The following is a 14203-nucleotide window of genomic DNA, read 5'->3' on the forward strand; positions in this document are numbered from 1 at the left end:
CCTAGCGGGGCTTCATCCAGCCGTTGTCGTTCAGCCAGTCGACCAGCAGGTTCGGCCAATGCTTGAACGAGGCCTGCTCCTTGCGCAGGCCCATGTTGAAGGCGTGGCCGCCGGCCTGGAACAGATGCAGCTCGACCGGCACCTTGGCGGCGCGGAACTTGGGCAGCAGGTCGACCAGCGGCGCCGAGCAGCACTCGTCGTCGTTGGCCGCGACCATGAAGGCCGGCGGCGCATCGGCCGGCACCTTGTCGGGCACGCCCAGCGGACCGGGATAGACCAGCACCTGGAAGTCGGGCCGCGCGCTCGCCTCGTCGATGGCGTCGACCTTCGGGTCGCCGGGCGCCGCGCCTTGATAGATCTCCAGGTTCGCCGTCTCGCCGCCGGCCGAGAAGCCCATCAGGCCGATCCGCTTGGGGTCGACTCCGTATTCGGCGGCGTGGGTGCGAACCCACCGGACGCCGCGCACGGCGTCCTGGCGGGCGTGCTCGATCGTGTAGGGCGAACCCTCCTCGCGAAAGAGCCGATACTTGATGATGAAGACCGCCACGCCGGCGGGGTTCATCACCTTGGCGACGTCCGCCCCTTCGGAACGGATCACCAGGATCCTGTGACCACCACCCGGCAGCACGACCAGGGCCGCGCCGGTGGCGATCTCCTTGGGCGGCAGATAGACCGTGACCGAAGGATTGTTGATGCTCCTGAGCCAGTAGTCGCCGGGGACCTCGGGCATGTCCTTGCGGCTCTCGAAGCCCGGCGCGCCGTTGGGCCACAGCGGGATTTGCTGCTGGGCCTGGGCCAGTCCAGGCGCCAGCAGGGCCGCGGCCAGGACCAGAGTCCTCACAGCTTCACCGTCCGTCCTTCACGGGCGGCGCGGTAGATGGCCTCGATCACCCGCAGGTCCTTCAGCCCCTCCTCGCCCGACACGATCGGCTCGCGGTTGGCGAGAATGCATTCGGAGAGATGATCCAGTTGGGCCGAGAACTGGTTCGTCGGCTGGGGAGCAGGCTCGCGCGGCGTCGGCGGCCCGCCCAGGGCCGTGCGCATCGCCTGGCCCTGGTAGCTGGTCGCCGGATCGATCTCGATCCAGCCCTTGGGCCCGGTGACCCGGTAGCGGTTGAAGTTGGCGGTGTAGGCCGAGCCGCACTGGGCCGTCGCGCCCGACGGGAACAGGAGCTGGAAGTTGATGATGTCCTCGACCGTCTTGAAGCGCGGGTTGGAACGATCGGTGGACTCCATGGCGTTGACCGCCACCGGCTCCTCGCCGGTCAGATAGCGCGCGGCGTTCAGGCTGTAGATGCCAATGTCCATCAGGCTGCCGCCGCCGGACAGGGCTTTGTTCAGTCGCCACTGGGTCGGGTCGCCGATGGTGAAGCCGTGGTCGGTCGAGATGTGCCGCACGGGACCCACCGCGCCGTCACGGATCAGCTTGATGGCCTCGATATTGTGGGCCTGGAAGCGGCTGCGATAGCCGATCATCAGCTTGCGCCCCGCTTTCTTGCAGGCGGCGATCATCGCCTCACAGTCGGCGGCCGAGGTCGCCATCGGCTTCTCGCACATCACGTGCTTTCCGGCCTTGGCCGCTCGCTCGGTGAAGGTCCGGTGCAGGCTGTTGGGCGTGATGATGTAGACGATGTCGACGTCGGGATTGTCGGCGATCTTGTCGAAGGTCTCGTAGCTGTAGCGGTGGCTTTCCGGGACGCCGTACTGCTCGCCGAACGTCTTCAGCTTCTCCGGCGTACCGCTGACCAGGGCCACCAGCTTGGAATGCTCGCACTCGGCGAAGCGCGGCATGATGATCCGGGTGGCGTAGTAGCCCAGCCCCAGGACCGCATAGCCCAGCTTGCGGCCCGGTTCGGCCGCCAGCACGCCGCGCGGCAGCGTCGCGACTCCCGCCGCCAGACCGGCCGCGAGGAAGGTTCTTTTGCTCATCGGTTCCATGGCGCCCTCTATCAGGCCAGGCCGGACGTCTTGGTGCGGACCCGCGCCACGACGTGATTGGAAGTCAGAAACAGCGTCTTGCCGTCCTCGCCGAACGCGCAGTTGGCGATCGGGCCGCCGGTTTCGATCACACCGAGCAGCTTGGCGTCCGGCGTCAGGATCAAAATTCCGCCCGGCCCGCTGGCGAACAGGCGCCCCTGGGCGTCGACCTTCATGCCGTCCGGCAAGCCGGGACCGCCGGCCGCCTTCAGGTCGGTCGCATCGAAAAACACCCTGGACGATGTCGGCAGGCCGTCCGCGCCCAGCTCGTAAGCCATGATCACCGGCCGCTTCGGGTCCGAGATCGCCACGTAGAGCCGCTTGCCGTCGGGCGACAGGCCGACGCCGTTCGGGAAGCTCAGGGTGTCGTCGACCACCGCTACCTCGCCGTTCGGCCGTCGCAGATAGACGCCGTTGAACGGCTGCTCCTTGGCCGGCGAGGCGTCCAGCCCCTCCAAGCCATAGGGCGGATCGGTGAAATAGAGCGCGCCCTTCAGCGGTCCGTCACGAACCTCGACCAGGTCGTTGGGGCTGTTGAACTTCTTGCCGTTGTAGGTGCTGGCCAGGACCGTCTTCTTCTTGGTCGCCAGGTTGACCTTGGCCAGCCCGCGGTTGCCGCAGTCGGCGACCAGCAGTTCGCCGGCCAGGCTGACGATCGCGCCGTTCGTGCCGGCCTCGCGGAAGATCTTGGTCGGCGGGCCGTCGTAGCCCGACGGCTTCAGGAAGTCCGTCTTGCCGTCCTTGGCGCTCCAGCGGTGCATGACGTTGCCCGGCACGTCCGAGAACAGCAGATACCCGCCCCGCCGGACCCAGACCGGCCCCTCGGCCCAGGTGATCCCGTCGGCCAGCTGCTCGATCGCCGCGTCCGGCGCGATGATCGCGTCCAGCTCGGACGACAGGCGGCGGATGCGGCCGATCCTCGGATAGGCCGGCGCGGCCCGCGCGGTCAGCGATTGTCCTCCGGCGATCAGGGCGGCTCCGGCGCCCAATACGGCGCCCAGAGCGACACGGCGGGTAGTCATGGCGGGTCTCCGCTTCTGATTGGCCAATTCTTGGCTAGCGAGACCTTTATGCGGAGACAGCGATGTCAGGGCAACCGACGTTCGACTAAAGTCGCACCCTGGGCACGGCGTCGAGCCAGCGGGCGTAGGCAGCCTCGCGCTCGTGCGGCTTGATCGACGGCGTCAGGGTCTCGGCCGCCGGGCTGGCCTCGGCGGCCTCCTCGACCGAGGCGTAGAGCCCCGCCCCCACCCCGGCGAACAGGGCCGCGCCCAGGGCCGTGGTCTCCTGGTAGCTGGCGCGACGTACCGGGATGCCCGTCAGGTCGGCCAGGCGCTGCGAGAACCAGACACTCTTGGACATGCCGCCGTCGATGCGCAGCTGCGCCGCCTCGCCAAACGCCGAGGCCGCGTCGGCCCGCATGGCCTCGATCAGGTCGCGGCTCTGCAGGGCGCACGCGTCGAAGGTCGCCGCCGCGATCTCGGGCAGGCCGGCGTCGCGGGTCAGGCCGAAGATGCCGCCCCGGGCGTTGGCGTCCCACCAGGGCGCGCCCAGGCCCGTGAAGGCCGGCACCACGACGACGCCGTGGTCGCTCCTGGCGGCGCGCGCCAGCGCCTCGGCGGCGCGCGGACCTCCGGTGATCCCCAGCCCCTCGCCCAACCACTGAATCGCCGCCCCGGCCACGAAGATTGAGCCTTCCAGGGCGTAGGTCGTCTTGCCGTTCACCCGCGCCGCCACCGTGGTCAGCAGGCGCGAACGGGAGATCGGGCGCGCCTCGCCGGTGTTGATCAGCATGAAGCAACCGGTGCCGTAGGTGGCCTTCATCTGGCCGGGCGCCACGCACCCCTGCCCCATCAGCGCCGCCTGCTGGTCGCCCGCCACGCCCCGGATCGGGACGTCACGACCCAGCACCTGGGCCTGGGCCGCGCCATAGTCGTCGACGCAGTCCAGCACCTTGGGCAGCAGGGCGCCCGGCACGTTGAACAGGTCCAGCATCTCGGCCGACCAGGCTTGCGCCGCGATGTCGAACAGCAGGGTGCGCGAGGCGTTGGTGGCGTCGGTGGCGTGGACGGCGCCGCCGGTCAGTCGCCAGATCACCCAGCAGTCCATGGTCCCGGCCAGCAGCTCGCCCGCCTCGGCCCGGGCCCGCGCGCCGGGAACCCTGTCGAGAATCCAGGCGATCTTGGTGCCCGAGAAGTACGGGTCCAGCAGCAGGCCGGTGACCTCGGTGACGCGCGGTTCGTGGCCCTCTTCCCTAAGCCGTGCGCAGACCTCCGCCGTGCGGCGGTCCTGCCAGACGACAGCCGGATGGATCGGGCGACCGGTCTTGCGATCCCAGATCACCACCGTCTCGCGCTGGTTGGTGATGCCGATCGCCGCCACGCCGTCGGCGCGGCCGGACTTTTCCGTCGCCTCGCGCAGCACCGCCACGCAGGCGGCGTAGATCTCCTCGGCGTCGTGCTCGACCCAGCCGTCGCGCGGATAGCTCTGGCGCAAGGGCCGTGAAGCCTCGGCCAAGGCCTGGCCGGCGCGATCGAACAGGATGGCCCGGGTGCTGGTCGTGCCCTGGTCCAGGGCCAGGATCAGGTCTTGAGCCATCTACGCGTCCTCCACTCGTGCTTGCGGCATCTCGACGCGATAGGCGGCGCCGGCGTGCTTGATCTGTTTAAGCATGTTTTCATTTGGGGGCCGCAAGGTCATCCTCCTCGGGTCTTCGGGATTCGAAGGAGGCGGGCCATCCAAGCCGTCGAGATCGCCGCGCTCATGAAGCTGGCTCGCAGTCGCGAGCCCGGCGACCGTGAACGTCTGCTCACCGGCATCATCGATCTCTGCGAGGCCGGCCAGGCCAGCGGCGAGCCGACCCATCCCGACATCCAGGCCCTACTGAACTCGATCTTCATGACCCTGGTGGTTGAGGCCGAGCGCGACATCCGCCATCGCCTGGCCGAACGCCTGGCCGACGCCGACTGGGCGCCGTCCGCCCTGATCAACATCATGGCGCTGGACGAGATCGAGATCGCCCGGCCGATCATCGCCCGCAGCCCGGTGCTGCAGGATCACGACCTGATCCGCCTGCTGGTCCAGGCGACGCTGGAACACCAGATCGAGATCGCCCGCCGCCCGCGCCTGCCCGGCGCCGTGGTCGAGGCGATCATCAGCCGCGACGAGCCCGCCGTCCTCACGGCCCTGGCCTCGAACGACACCGCCGAGATCTCACCGGCCGCGATGGGCCAGCTGGTCGACCGCTCACGAGACGTCGTCGCGCTGCGCTCGCCCCTCGCCCGCCACCCCAAGCTCTCCACCGATCTGGCCGAGCAGCTTTATCTGCTGGTCGGCCGCGCCCTGCGCGACACGCTGCTGTCCCGGTTCAACCTGGACTCCGGCAAGATGCAGGCGGCGGTCGACGACGCCCTCCGCGCGGCGCATCGCGGCGACAGCGAAGATGACATCGCCCCCGTCGAGCAGGACGAGGACCGCGAGGAGATGGAGCGCTCGCTGATCGAGAAGCTCGACTCCGCCGGACAGCTTCGGCCGGGCTATCTGCTGCGGGTGCTCCGCGAAAGCCGGTTGCAGCTGTTCGTCATGGCCCTGGCGCGGCTGGGCAAGTTCGAATCCGCCCAGGTCCGCCGCGCCATCGACAGCAGCCGCCCTGAACTGCTGGCCCTGGCCTGCTCGGCCGTTGGCATCGACCGCAGCGTCTTCCCGACCATCCTGGAGCACGTCCGTCAGCTGAACGGCGGCCGTCCCGGCGGCGGCGAGGAAGGCGTGCGGCGCGCCGCCAGCGCCTTCGGGCCGTTCACGCCGGACATCGCCGGCATGGCCTTCCGCCAGGCCGTGGGACAGGTCTGACCAGGCAACTCCAAAGCCAGGTTTGACAAGGCCCCTTTGACAAATCTGGGGGCTTCAAGCCTCTTGGCGCCATGTACCAGCCGCAACCGTTCGTGACTCGCCTGGCCTTCAAGTCCAGCGACCGGCCCGAGGCCATCGAGGCGAAGGAACGGCTGACCGCCCGCTATGGCGACGTCGGCGACGAGAACGCCCAGGTCATCGTCGCCCTCGGCGGCGACGGCTTCATGCTGGAAACCCTGCACGAGGCTATCGCCACCCAGACGCCGATCTACGGCATGAACCGCGGCTCGGTCGGCTTCCTGATGAACGAGTACAGCGAAGACGGCCTCCTGGAGCGGATCAACGCCGCAGAGCGCGCCGTCATCCATCCGCTGGCCATGGTCGCCATCGACTCCCGCCGCACCCAGCACCGCGCCCTGGCGATCAACGAGGTGTCGCTGCTGCGCCAGACCCGCCAGACGGCCAAGCTGCGCATCTCGATCGACGGCAAGGTGCGGATGGGCGAGCTGGTCTGCGACGGCGCCCTGCTGGCCACGCCCGCCGGCTCGACCGCCTACAATCTCTCGGCCCACGGCCCGATCATCCCGATCGACGGCCGGGTGCTGGCCCTGACGCCCATTTCGGCCTTCCGTCCCCGCCGCTGGCGCGGGGCGCTTCTGCCGCAGTCGGCGCGGGTCACCTTCGAGATCCTGGAAGCCGACAAGCGTCCCGTCAGCGCCGTGGCCGACAATTTCGAGGTTCGCGACGTCATGGAGGTCCATATTTCCGAGGATCGCGGCACCTCGCTTTCCATGCTCTTCGACGCCGGGCGCAGCCTGGAGGAAAGAGTTCTGGCGGAACAGTTCTCCGCCTGATCTGAAGACCTCGCTGAGCGCATGAGACGTTGGGTCGCGTCTCATCCAATATTAACGCCTGCTATGTTAGCGGTTACCCAACGATCCGCCGCTGGGGGAGGCGCCCGTGACGAATAAGACCGCTGAAGTGATCCAGGTGCCCAACATGCTCAAGCTCAAGGTGGGCGGGCGTGGGGGCATCGACATGGCCGCGATCGCCAAGGCCGAGGCCGCTCTGAAGAGCCTGTCCGGCAACTTCGCCCAATGGCTGAATGACGAGATCGTCAAGCTGGAGGCCGCCCGGCAGGCGGTCCGCGTCGAGGGCATGACCGCCCAGACGGTCGAGACCCTCTATCTGCGGGCCCATGACCTGAAGGGCCTGGGCGCCACGTACGAGTTCCCGCTGATCACCCGCCTGGCCGCCTCGCTGTGCAAGCTGATCGACGAGCCGGAGACCCGTCTCCAGGCGCCGATGTTCCTGGTCGACGCCCACATCGACGCGATCAAGGCCTGCGTCCGCGACGACATCAAGGTCGACACCCATCCGGTGGGCAAGGCCCTGGTCACCGAGCTCGAGGCCCGCGTCACCGAATATCTCGACGCCGCGGCCTGAGGCTTTAGGTCAGGCCGAACAGGCCTTTCAGATACGGGTTCAACATCCGGCCTTCCGGATCCAGCTCCTGGCGCACGGCCAGGAAATCCTTCCAGCGCGGGTAGATCGCCTCCAGCTGCTGTCCCCGCAGCGTATGCAGCTTGCCCCAGTGCGGCCGGCCGTCGTAGCGGCGGAAGATCGGCTCGACCAGCTGGTAGAGGAAGCTGAAGTCGTCGCGATAATAGGCGTGCACCGCCACCGAGCCGCGCGCCCCGCCCTGGAACGGCGACAGCCAGGCGTCGTCCGACGCGATCCGCCGCGCCTCGATCGGGAAGAAGACGTCGGGACGTTCCTTCTCGATGGTCGCCACGACCTCCTCCAGCGCCTTCAGCTGGTTCTCGGCCGGCAGGTGGAACTCCATCTCGTTGAAGCGCACCGGCCGCTCGGTCGACAGCAGCTTCCAGCCCTCGTCGACGGCCGTCTCGGGCTTGGCGATCGACAGCAGCGCCTTGGCGGCGGCCTTGCGCAGCGGCGTGGCGAAGCCCAGCAGGTTGCGCAGCCCCCGAAGGGCCTGCAGGAACTCGGTGTCCTGATCAGGTCCTCGCGCCTGGACCGGCTCATCGGTCTCGTCGTGGCTGATGTTGGCCGCCAGGCCGGTGAACGGCACGGCGAAGAACTCAAAGTTGCGATGCTGGGCCCAGCGCGCCTCGGCGTTCGCCAGGGCCTCGTCGAACGGCTCCAGCCAGACGTGGCGGCGCAGACGACGGTTTGCGCTGGTCCGCAGCCGCACCTGGCTGATCACGCCCAGCGCGCCCAGCGAGACGCGGGCGGCCTGGAAGACCTCGGGGTTGGTCGCCGCGTCGGCGTCGATCACCTGGCCCGTGGGCGTCACCAGCCGCAGGCCGGTGACGTCGCCGTGGAGGGCCACGATCTTTTGGCCGGTGCCGTGGGTCGCCGTGCCCAGCGCGCCGCCCAGCGACTGCTTGTTGATGTCGGGCAGGTTCGGCAGCGCCCGGCCCTTCTGCGCCAGCATCGGTCCCAAGGCGCCCAGCCGCGTGCCGGTGCGGACGATCGCCGCATCGCCCTCCCAGCCGACGATCCCGGCCATGGCGTCCAGCGAGATCAGGGTCCCGTCGGTCGGCGCCAGGGCGGTGAACGAGTGGCCCGCGCCCACGGGCCGGACGGGTCCCTGTGCGACCTTGAGCGCCGTGGCCAGTTCGCCCTCGTCCTTGGGCGCCAAGCGGGCGGCGGGATAGGCGTGCTGAATGCCGGACCAGTTGCGCCAGAGCAGCTTGCCCTGGGGATCCACCGAGGCGGGCGACGGCGGTTCGGGCTTGTCTCCGGTGGCGACCTTGTAGGCCGCCGCGCCGCCGCCGGCGACGACCACGACCCCCGCTCCGCCTGCGATCAGAGCTCCGCGCCTGGAGATCATGCCGCCTACCCCTCGCCTATTTCGCGGAGTCTTCGCGCCCCGCCATGAAGCGTATGAGGGCCTTGAAATCGTCCGGTGTGCAAGTCGCGCACTGCCCCGTCGCTGGCATGGCGTTGAAGCCCTGGATGGCGTGGTCCAGCAACACGGCCTCGCCCTGCTTCCAGCGACCATCCCAGGCGGCGCGGTCGTGAACCAGCGGCGCGCCCGTGCCCGGCGCGGCGTGGCAGGCATGGCACGAGGTCTCGTAAAGCGCCGATAGGCGGGCGTCGGCCGGACGCAGGGCCAGGGCCTGTTCCGGCGTCGGCGGGGGCGGCGCCTTGGGCCCGCAGGCGGCGAGGATCAGGGCGGACGCGAGAACGACGAACGCCCCCCTCATCAGGCGATCCCCGACAGGCGCTTGGCGGCCGTCAGCGTGTTGGCCAGCAGGCAGGCGATGGTCATCGGCCCCACCCCGCCCGGCACCGGGGTGATCGCGCCGGCGACCTCGCGGACCTCGTCGAAGGCGACGTCGCCGACCAGCCGAGTCTTGCCCGCAGCGGCGGCGGCCGGGTCACGGGCCGGATAGCGGGTGATGCCGACGTCGATGACCACCGCGCCCGGCTTGACCCAGTCGGCCTTGACCATCTCGGCCCGGCCGACAGCGGCCACGACGATGTCGGCCTGGCGCACGATTGAGGGCAGGTCCTGGCTGCGCGAGTGGGCGATGGTCACGGTGCAGTCGGCGGCCAGCAGCATCTGGGCCATCGGCTTGCCCATCAGGTTCGAGCGGCCGATGACGACGGCGTTCTTGCCCTTAAGGTCGCCGACCACGTCCTTCAGCAGCATCATGCAGCCCAGCGGCGTGCAGGGCGTCAGGGCCGGCAGGCCGCTGGCCAGGCGGCCGGCGTTGGTCACTGTCAGGCCGTCGACGTCCTTGTCCGGTGAGAGGGCGGCAACGACGTCCATCTGGCTGATGTGCGGCGGTACGGGGAACTGGACCAGAACCCCATGGATCTTGGGATCGGCGTTCAGCTTGGCGACCACGGCCAGCAGTTCGTCCTGGGTGGTCTCGGCCGGCAGGCGGTGGGTCTCGGAGTACATGCCCGCCTCTTCCGTCTGCTGCCCCTTGTTGCGGACATAGACCTGGCTGGCCGGATCCTCGCCGACCAGCACCACGGCCAGGCCCGGCGTGACACCATGCGCGGCCTTCAGCGCCGCGACCTCCTCGGCGACCTTGGCGCGCAGATCGGCCGCGAAGGCCTTGCCGTCGATGATGGTCGCCTGGGTCATGGGGGTTCTCCTGCTTGGCCCGTCCCTACCGGGTCGCGAAGGGACTCGCAACGTCGCCCGCCTCGAGAGGGGGTTGACCGCCTCCGGGCCCCGGCGTGTCCTCCCGCCATGACCCAGCCCTTCCCGTCCCCCGCCGCCCATGCCCGCGAACTCCTGGCCAAGCTGGGCGTCCCCGCCCTGCCCGCCGACGCCGGACAGCCGGTTCGCGGCCCGATCGACGGTCAGGTTTTGACCCATGTGGCCTTCGACGACGCCCGCGAGATCGGGGCCAAGGTCTCGGCGGCATGCCGCGCCCTCGAGGCCTGGCGGATCGTTCCCGCCCCGCGCCGGGGCGAGCTGGTGCGGCTGTTCGGCGAGGAACTGCGGGTGGCCAAGCCCGACCTCGCGGCCCTCGTCACCCTGGAGGCCGGCAAGATCGCCTCCGAGGCGGCCGGCGAGGTCCAGGAGATGATCGACATCTGCGACTTCGCCGTCGGCCTGTCGCGCCAGCTGCACGGCCTGACCATCGCCTCGGAACGCCCCGGCCACGCCATGCGCGAGACCTGGCATCCGCTGGGGCCGGTGGCGGTGATCAGCGCCTTCAACTTCCCGGTCGCCGTCTGGGCCTGGAACGCGTGCCTGGCCTTGGTCTGCGGCGATCCGGTGATCTGGAAGCCGTCCGAGAAGACGCCGCTGACCGCCCTGGCCACCCAGGCGATCCTACAAAGGGCCCTGGACCGTTTCGGGGATACCCCCGACGGCCTGGCCAGCGTCGTCCAGGGCGGCCGCGACGCCGGCGAACGCCTGGCCCGCGACCCGCGCATCCCGCTGGTCAGCGCCACCGGCTCGACCCGCATGGGCAAGGCCGTGGCCCCGCTGGTCGCCGAGCGCTTCGGCCGCTCGATCCTGGAGCTGGGCGGCAACAACGCCATGATCGTCACGCCCTCGGCGGACCTCTCCCTGGCCCTGCGCGCCATCGTCTTCTCGGCGGCCGGCACGGCGGGCCAGCGCTGCACGTCCCTGCGCCGGCTGATCGTCCACGAAAGCCTGGTCGACAAGGTCGCCGACGCAGTCGACACGGCGTTTCAGCGCCTGCCGATCGGGGACCCGCGCGAGGCCAAGACCCTGCTGGGGCCGCTGATCGACAGGGCGGCCTACGACGCCTTCGTCGAGGCCATGAACCAGGTCCGCGCCGAGGGCGGGAGCGTCAGCGGCGGCGAGCGCCTGCTGATCGACGAGCATCCGGAGGCCTACTATGTCCGCCCCGCCCTGGCCCGCCTGCCGGCCCCGGCGCCGTGCATGCAGCGCGAGACCTTCGCGCCGCTGCTGCAGGTCGTGCCGTACACGTCGTTCGACGGGGCGCTGGCGATCCAGAACGATGTCCCGCAAGGCCTGTCCTCCTGCATCATGACCAACGACGTCCGCGAGGCCGAGGCCTTCCTGTCGGCCGCCGGCAGCGACTGCGGCATCGCCAACGTCAATATCGGCCCCTCTGGCGCCGAGATCGGCGGTGCGTTCGGCGGCGAGAAGGAGACCGGCGGCGGGCGCGAGAGCGGCTCCGACAGCTGGAAGCAGTACATGCGCCGCCAGACCGCGACGGTGAACTATTCGGGGGCCCTGCCACTCGCCCAGGGGGTGCGGTTCGACCTGTAAGGCACGCTCCACCGGCGGGTGTTCGCACCCCTTGCCGTCCGCGCCGGCAGACGGCATAAGCCCTGACCTCGGGTCATTGGGCCCATGCCGGCGTAGCACAGCGGTAGTGCAGCGGTTTTGTAAACCGAAGGTCGGGAGTTCGATCCTCTCCGCCGGCACCACTCCCTTCCGGGCGACCAGCCGCGATGACCGCCATCCTCTTCATCGACGCCGACGCCTGCCCCGTGAAGGACGAAGCCTATAAGGTCGCCGCCCGCCACGGCTTCAAGACCTTCGTCGTCTCCAACAGCTGGATCCGCGTACCGCTGACGCCGGTGATCGAGCAGATCGTGGTCGACGCCGGTCCCGACGTCGCCGACGACTGGATCGCCGAGCGGGTGGGTCCGGGCGACGTGGTGGTGACCAACGACATCCCGCTGGCCGACCGCGTGCTGAAGGCCGGCGGCGCGGCCGTGGCGCCGAACGGACGGGTGTTCAGCCCCGACATGATCGGCTCGGCCCTGGCCTCGCGGTCGATCGGCGAGCACCTGCGCTCGATGGGCGAGGTCACCAAGGGCCCCTCGGCCTTCGCCAACGCCGACCGCTCGCGCTTCCTGCAGGCGCTGGACCAGCTGGTGGTCAAGGCCAAGCGCGTGTCTCCGCGATGACGCTGGAGATCACCTCCTGGCTGCGGATCGACGAGGACGAGCTGGTCTGGAAGGCCACGCGCGCCTCGGGCCCCGGCGGTCAGCACGTCAACAAGACCTCGACTGCCCTCGAACTGCGCTTCGACGTGCGCAACTCCCCGTCCCTGCCCGAGGACGTCAAGGCGCGGCTGGAAACCCTGGCCGGCAGCCGTCTCACCCAGGACGGCGTGCTGATCCTGTTCGCGCAGGGCTCGCGTTCGCAGGAGATGAACCGCCAGGACGCCCGCGAGCGCTTGGTCGAGCTGATCCGCCGCGCGACCGAGAAGCCCAAGCCCCGCAAGGCCACCAAGCCCACCTATTCCAGCAAGCTCAAGCGCCTGGAGGGGAAGACCAAGCGCGGAACCGTCAAGTCCGGGCGCGGCCGGGTCAAGTTCGACGACTGATCGTCTCCCCTGCCCCGTCTCCCTCAGCGTGATCGGCCCTTGCGAAAAATCTCTACCTATGTAGAGTTATCACATGACCTCGCGCCAGCGCCGCCCCTCCGCCCAGACCCTCGCCGTGCTCCAGGCCTTGAGCGGCGGCGACTGGTCGTATGGGCTGGAGATCGCCGGCGTCACCGGCCTCAAGTCCGGCAGCCTGTATCCGATCCTGGCGCGGCTGGACGAACGCGGCCTGCTGGAAAGCCAGTGGCTGGAGCCCGAGCGGGCCGGCCGCCCGCCGCGCCACGCCTATCGCCTGACCGCCGCCGGCAAGACCGTGCTGCGGGAGAACCCCGTCCCTACCTCCACCATCCTGGCGCTGTCGCCCAAGGGAGCCGTCTGATGCCGACGATCGTCTCGCTGTCCCGCGCCTTCCTGACCCTGGCCGCTTGGGTCGCGCCGCCGAACCGGCGGACGATGTGCCAGGCGATGCGGGCCGAACTCGACGTGCTGGACGAAGGCCGCCTGTCCTGGGCGCTCGGTGGGCTAGCCAGCGCCCTGGGCTGGCGCATGCGGGTGGATGGGCTTTTCTGGGCCGCCGTGCTGGCCACCGGGTTACTCTGGGACAGGGTGACCTTTTTCGCCGAGGCGCCCGTGTTCGAGACGATCAAGGACGGCGGACAGTCCGCAATCCTGGGCCTCTGGCTCGTGGAAGCCGGACTGGGCTGCGCCCTGCTGGCCGCGTGGCGTCCCGGCGCGACCATCTTTATCGCGCTGTCCTTCTTCACGCTGCGTGCGGCGTCGGCGATGTATGGGCTGCTCTACGTCCTGGGCGCGCCGATGGACGGGAATTTCAACGTCATGAACGCGCCGGCCATCGTCGGCTTCAGCGCCACCTTCTGCTGGTGCCTGATCGGAGCCTGGGCAGGGGCGACGCTGCGGCGGACCTTTGCTAGGCCGTCTCCGGCGGGGCCTGCGTAGAGAAGCCGATCACGTCCTGCTTCCACTCGGGCTCGACGATCAGGCCGGTCAGCATCTTCTGCAGATACAAGGTCATGGCCGCCTGCTCGTCCGGGGTCAAGTTGGCGCAGATGTCGCGGTTCAGCGGCCGGATCTCGGCGCGGATCTTCTCCAGCAGATCGCGACCGATGTCGGTCAGGCACACCACGACGATGCGGCGGTCGCTGGGCGAGGTCTCGCGCGCCACCAGGCCGTCGGCGATCAGGCTGTCGATCGAGCGCGTCAGCGTCGTGCGGTCCGTCGCCGCCAGCTTGGCCAGCCGGGTCATGGACAGGTCCCCGAACCGGCGCAGCGAGATCATCGCCACCCACTTGGCGAAGGTCAGGCCGTGCCGGGCCAGGAGGTCCGCGGCGACCGCGCGGCGATGCTGCTCGGTCTGGTAAAGCAAGTAACTCAGATAGCTCGGCAGCGGCAGCGCGTGGTCCTCGACCACGTCGGCGCGCTCATCCCCCTTACGCATAATCGTTTCCGCCCCCACAAAACGGCGCTCTGTGTCTCATAAGGTTAACGGTCACGCAATCTGCGGTGTCCGTTGCGGAAACGAAAAACCCCGC

16 protein-coding genes and 1 tRNA gene are annotated in these 14203 nt (G+C 69.5%); 9 read left to right on the top strand and 8 right to left on the bottom strand.

Going from position 1 to position 14203, the window contains the following annotated elements:
• Position 1: 1 nt before the first annotated feature.
• From K8940_RS13260 to glpK, 4 genes are all read right to left on the bottom strand, one after another.
• Positions 2-841: an alpha/beta hydrolase gene (locus K8940_RS13260; RefSeq protein WP_223390430.1), complete on the bottom strand. Its 840-nt coding sequence runs from the start codon at positions 839-841 to the stop codon at positions 2-4.
• The gene (locus K8940_RS13265) at positions 838-2040 is read right to left on the bottom strand and encodes a Gfo/Idh/MocA family protein (protein WP_223395857.1); all 1203 of its coding nucleotides are present in this window, start codon (positions 2038-2040) and stop codon (positions 838-840) included. The genes K8940_RS13260 and K8940_RS13265 overlap by 4 nt, the downstream gene beginning before the upstream one ends.
• Positions 1950-2999, bottom strand: coding sequence for an SMP-30/gluconolactonase/LRE family protein (locus K8940_RS13270; RefSeq protein ID WP_223390431.1), 1050 nt, complete (start codon positions 2997-2999; stop codon positions 1950-1952). Before K8940_RS13270 ends, K8940_RS13265 begins: the two co-directional genes overlap by 91 nt.
• 85 nt (positions 3000-3084) lie before the next feature.
• Entirely contained in the window at positions 3085-4575 is a 1491-nt protein-coding gene (glpK, locus tag K8940_RS13275) for a glycerol kinase GlpK (protein ID WP_223390432.1), read from the bottom strand.
• 165 nt (positions 4576-4740) lie between these two features.
• Here glpK and K8940_RS13280 point away from each other — a divergent pair, with 165 nt between their 5' ends.
• From K8940_RS13280 to K8940_RS13290, 3 genes are all read left to right on the top strand, one after another.
• The gene (locus K8940_RS13280; protein ID WP_223390433.1) at positions 4741-5826 is read left to right on the top strand and encodes a DUF2336 domain-containing protein; all 1086 of its coding nucleotides are present in this window, start codon (positions 4741-4743) and stop codon (positions 5824-5826) included.
• Positions 5827-5897: 71 nt separating this feature from the next.
• Positions 5898-6680 (top strand): NAD kinase, encoded by a 783-nt coding sequence (locus tag K8940_RS13285; protein WP_223390434.1) that lies wholly within the window; start codon positions 5898-5900, stop codon positions 6678-6680.
• A gap of 106 nt (positions 6681-6786) precedes the next feature.
• Positions 6787-7272 (top strand): Hpt domain-containing protein, encoded by a 486-nt coding sequence (locus K8940_RS13290; RefSeq protein WP_223390435.1) that lies wholly within the window; start codon positions 6787-6789, stop codon positions 7270-7272.
• Between the two features lie 4 nt (positions 7273-7276).
• Here K8940_RS13290 and K8940_RS13295 read toward each other — a convergent pair whose 3' ends face one another.
• The 3 genes from K8940_RS13295 to folD are packed head-to-tail and all read right to left on the bottom strand — an operon-like array spanning position 7277 to position 9952.
• The gene (locus K8940_RS13295; RefSeq protein ID WP_223390436.1) at positions 7277-8683 is read right to left on the bottom strand and encodes a D-arabinono-1,4-lactone oxidase; all 1407 of its coding nucleotides are present in this window, start codon (positions 8681-8683) and stop codon (positions 7277-7279) included.
• A 16-nt stretch (positions 8684-8699) separates the two neighbouring features.
• The gene (locus tag K8940_RS13300; RefSeq protein WP_223390437.1) at positions 8700-9059 is read right to left on the bottom strand and encodes a c-type cytochrome; all 360 of its coding nucleotides are present in this window, start codon (positions 9057-9059) and stop codon (positions 8700-8702) included.
• Positions 9059-9952, bottom strand: coding sequence for a bifunctional methylenetetrahydrofolate dehydrogenase/methenyltetrahydrofolate cyclohydrolase FolD (folD, locus tag K8940_RS13305; protein ID WP_223390438.1), 894 nt, complete (start codon positions 9950-9952; stop codon positions 9059-9061). Before folD ends, K8940_RS13300 begins: the two co-directional genes overlap by 1 nt.
• Positions 9953-10060: 108 nt before the next feature.
• Here folD and K8940_RS13310 point away from each other — a divergent pair, with 108 nt between their 5' ends.
• The 6 genes from K8940_RS13310 (at position 10061) to K8940_RS13335 (ending at position 13610) form a co-directional block, all read left to right on the top strand.
• Complete coding sequence (locus tag K8940_RS13310) at positions 10061-11584, top strand: aldehyde dehydrogenase family protein (RefSeq protein ID WP_223390439.1); 1524 nt, start codon at positions 10061-10063, stop codon at positions 11582-11584.
• Between the two features lie 86 nt (positions 11585-11670).
• Positions 11671-11745, top strand: a tRNA-Thr gene (locus K8940_RS13315).
• 24 nt (positions 11746-11769) lie between these two features.
• Positions 11770-12231 carry a YaiI/YqxD family protein gene (locus tag K8940_RS13320; RefSeq protein ID WP_223390440.1) on the top strand — a complete coding sequence of 154 codons (462 nt, stop codon included), beginning with the start codon at positions 11770-11772 and terminating at the stop codon, positions 12229-12231.
• Positions 12228-12653, top strand: coding sequence for an alternative ribosome rescue aminoacyl-tRNA hydrolase ArfB (gene arfB / locus K8940_RS13325; RefSeq protein WP_223390441.1), 426 nt, complete (start codon positions 12228-12230; stop codon positions 12651-12653). Before K8940_RS13320 ends, arfB begins: the two co-directional genes overlap by 4 nt.
• 73 nt (positions 12654-12726) lie before the next feature.
• Positions 12727-13032, top strand: coding sequence for a PadR family transcriptional regulator (locus K8940_RS13330; RefSeq protein ID WP_223390442.1), 306 nt, complete (start codon positions 12727-12729; stop codon positions 13030-13032).
• Positions 13032-13610, top strand: a complete 579-nt coding sequence (locus K8940_RS13335) for a hypothetical protein (RefSeq protein WP_223390443.1) — start codon at positions 13032-13034, stop codon at positions 13608-13610. The genes K8940_RS13330 and K8940_RS13335 overlap by 1 nt, the downstream gene beginning before the upstream one ends.
• On the opposite strand, the gene K8940_RS13340 is transcribed toward K8940_RS13335, so the two are convergent.
• Positions 13582-14109: a MarR family winged helix-turn-helix transcriptional regulator gene (locus K8940_RS13340; protein ID WP_223390444.1), complete on the bottom strand. Its 528-nt coding sequence runs from the start codon at positions 14107-14109 to the stop codon at positions 13582-13584. The two genes, K8940_RS13335 and K8940_RS13340, sit on opposite strands and share 29 nt — an antisense overlap.
• Between the last annotated feature and the right edge of the window lie 94 nt (positions 14110-14203).

The sequence above is a fragment of the Caulobacter segnis genome (assembly GCF_019931575.1).
Taxonomy (GTDB): domain Bacteria; phylum Pseudomonadota; class Alphaproteobacteria; order Caulobacterales; family Caulobacteraceae; genus Caulobacter; species Caulobacter segnis_C.

Bases quoted from the DNA above. Each gene is read 5' to 3' on its own strand.
- K8940_RS13270 (WP_223390431.1), bottom strand. From the start codon at position 2,999: ATGACTACCCGCCGTGTCGCTCTGGGCGCCGTATTGGGCGCCGGAGCC.
- glpK (WP_223390432.1), bottom strand. From the start codon at position 4,575: ATGGCTCAAGACCTGATCCTGGCCCTGGACCAGGGCACGACCAGCACC.
- K8940_RS13280 (WP_223390433.1), top strand. From the start codon at position 4,741: ATGAAGCTGGCTCGCAGTCGCGAGCCCGGCGACCGTGAACGTCTGCTC.
- K8940_RS13285 (WP_223390434.1), top strand. From the start codon at position 5,898: ATGTACCAGCCGCAACCGTTCGTGACTCGCCTGGCCTTCAAGTCCAGC.
- K8940_RS13295 (WP_223390436.1), bottom strand. From the start codon at position 8,683: ATGATCTCCAGGCGCGGAGCTCTGATCGCAGGCGGAGCGGGGGTCGTG.
- K8940_RS13300 (WP_223390437.1), bottom strand. From the start codon at position 9,059: ATGAGGGGGGCGTTCGTCGTTCTCGCGTCCGCCCTGATCCTCGCCGCC.
- folD (WP_223390438.1), bottom strand. From the start codon at position 9,952: ATGACCCAGGCGACCATCATCGACGGCAAGGCCTTCGCGGCCGATCTG.
- K8940_RS13310 (WP_223390439.1), top strand. From the start codon at position 10,061: ATGACCCAGCCCTTCCCGTCCCCCGCCGCCCATGCCCGCGAACTCCTG.
- K8940_RS13320 (WP_223390440.1), top strand. From the start codon at position 11,770: ATGACCGCCATCCTCTTCATCGACGCCGACGCCTGCCCCGTGAAGGAC.
- arfB (WP_223390441.1), top strand. From the start codon at position 12,228: ATGACGCTGGAGATCACCTCCTGGCTGCGGATCGACGAGGACGAGCTG.
- K8940_RS13330 (WP_223390442.1), top strand. From the start codon at position 12,727: ATGACCTCGCGCCAGCGCCGCCCCTCCGCCCAGACCCTCGCCGTGCTC.
- K8940_RS13335 (WP_223390443.1), top strand. From the start codon at position 13,032: ATGCCGACGATCGTCTCGCTGTCCCGCGCCTTCCTGACCCTGGCCGCT.
- K8940_RS13340 (WP_223390444.1), bottom strand. From the start codon at position 14,109: ATGCGTAAGGGGGATGAGCGCGCCGACGTGGTCGAGGACCACGCGCTG.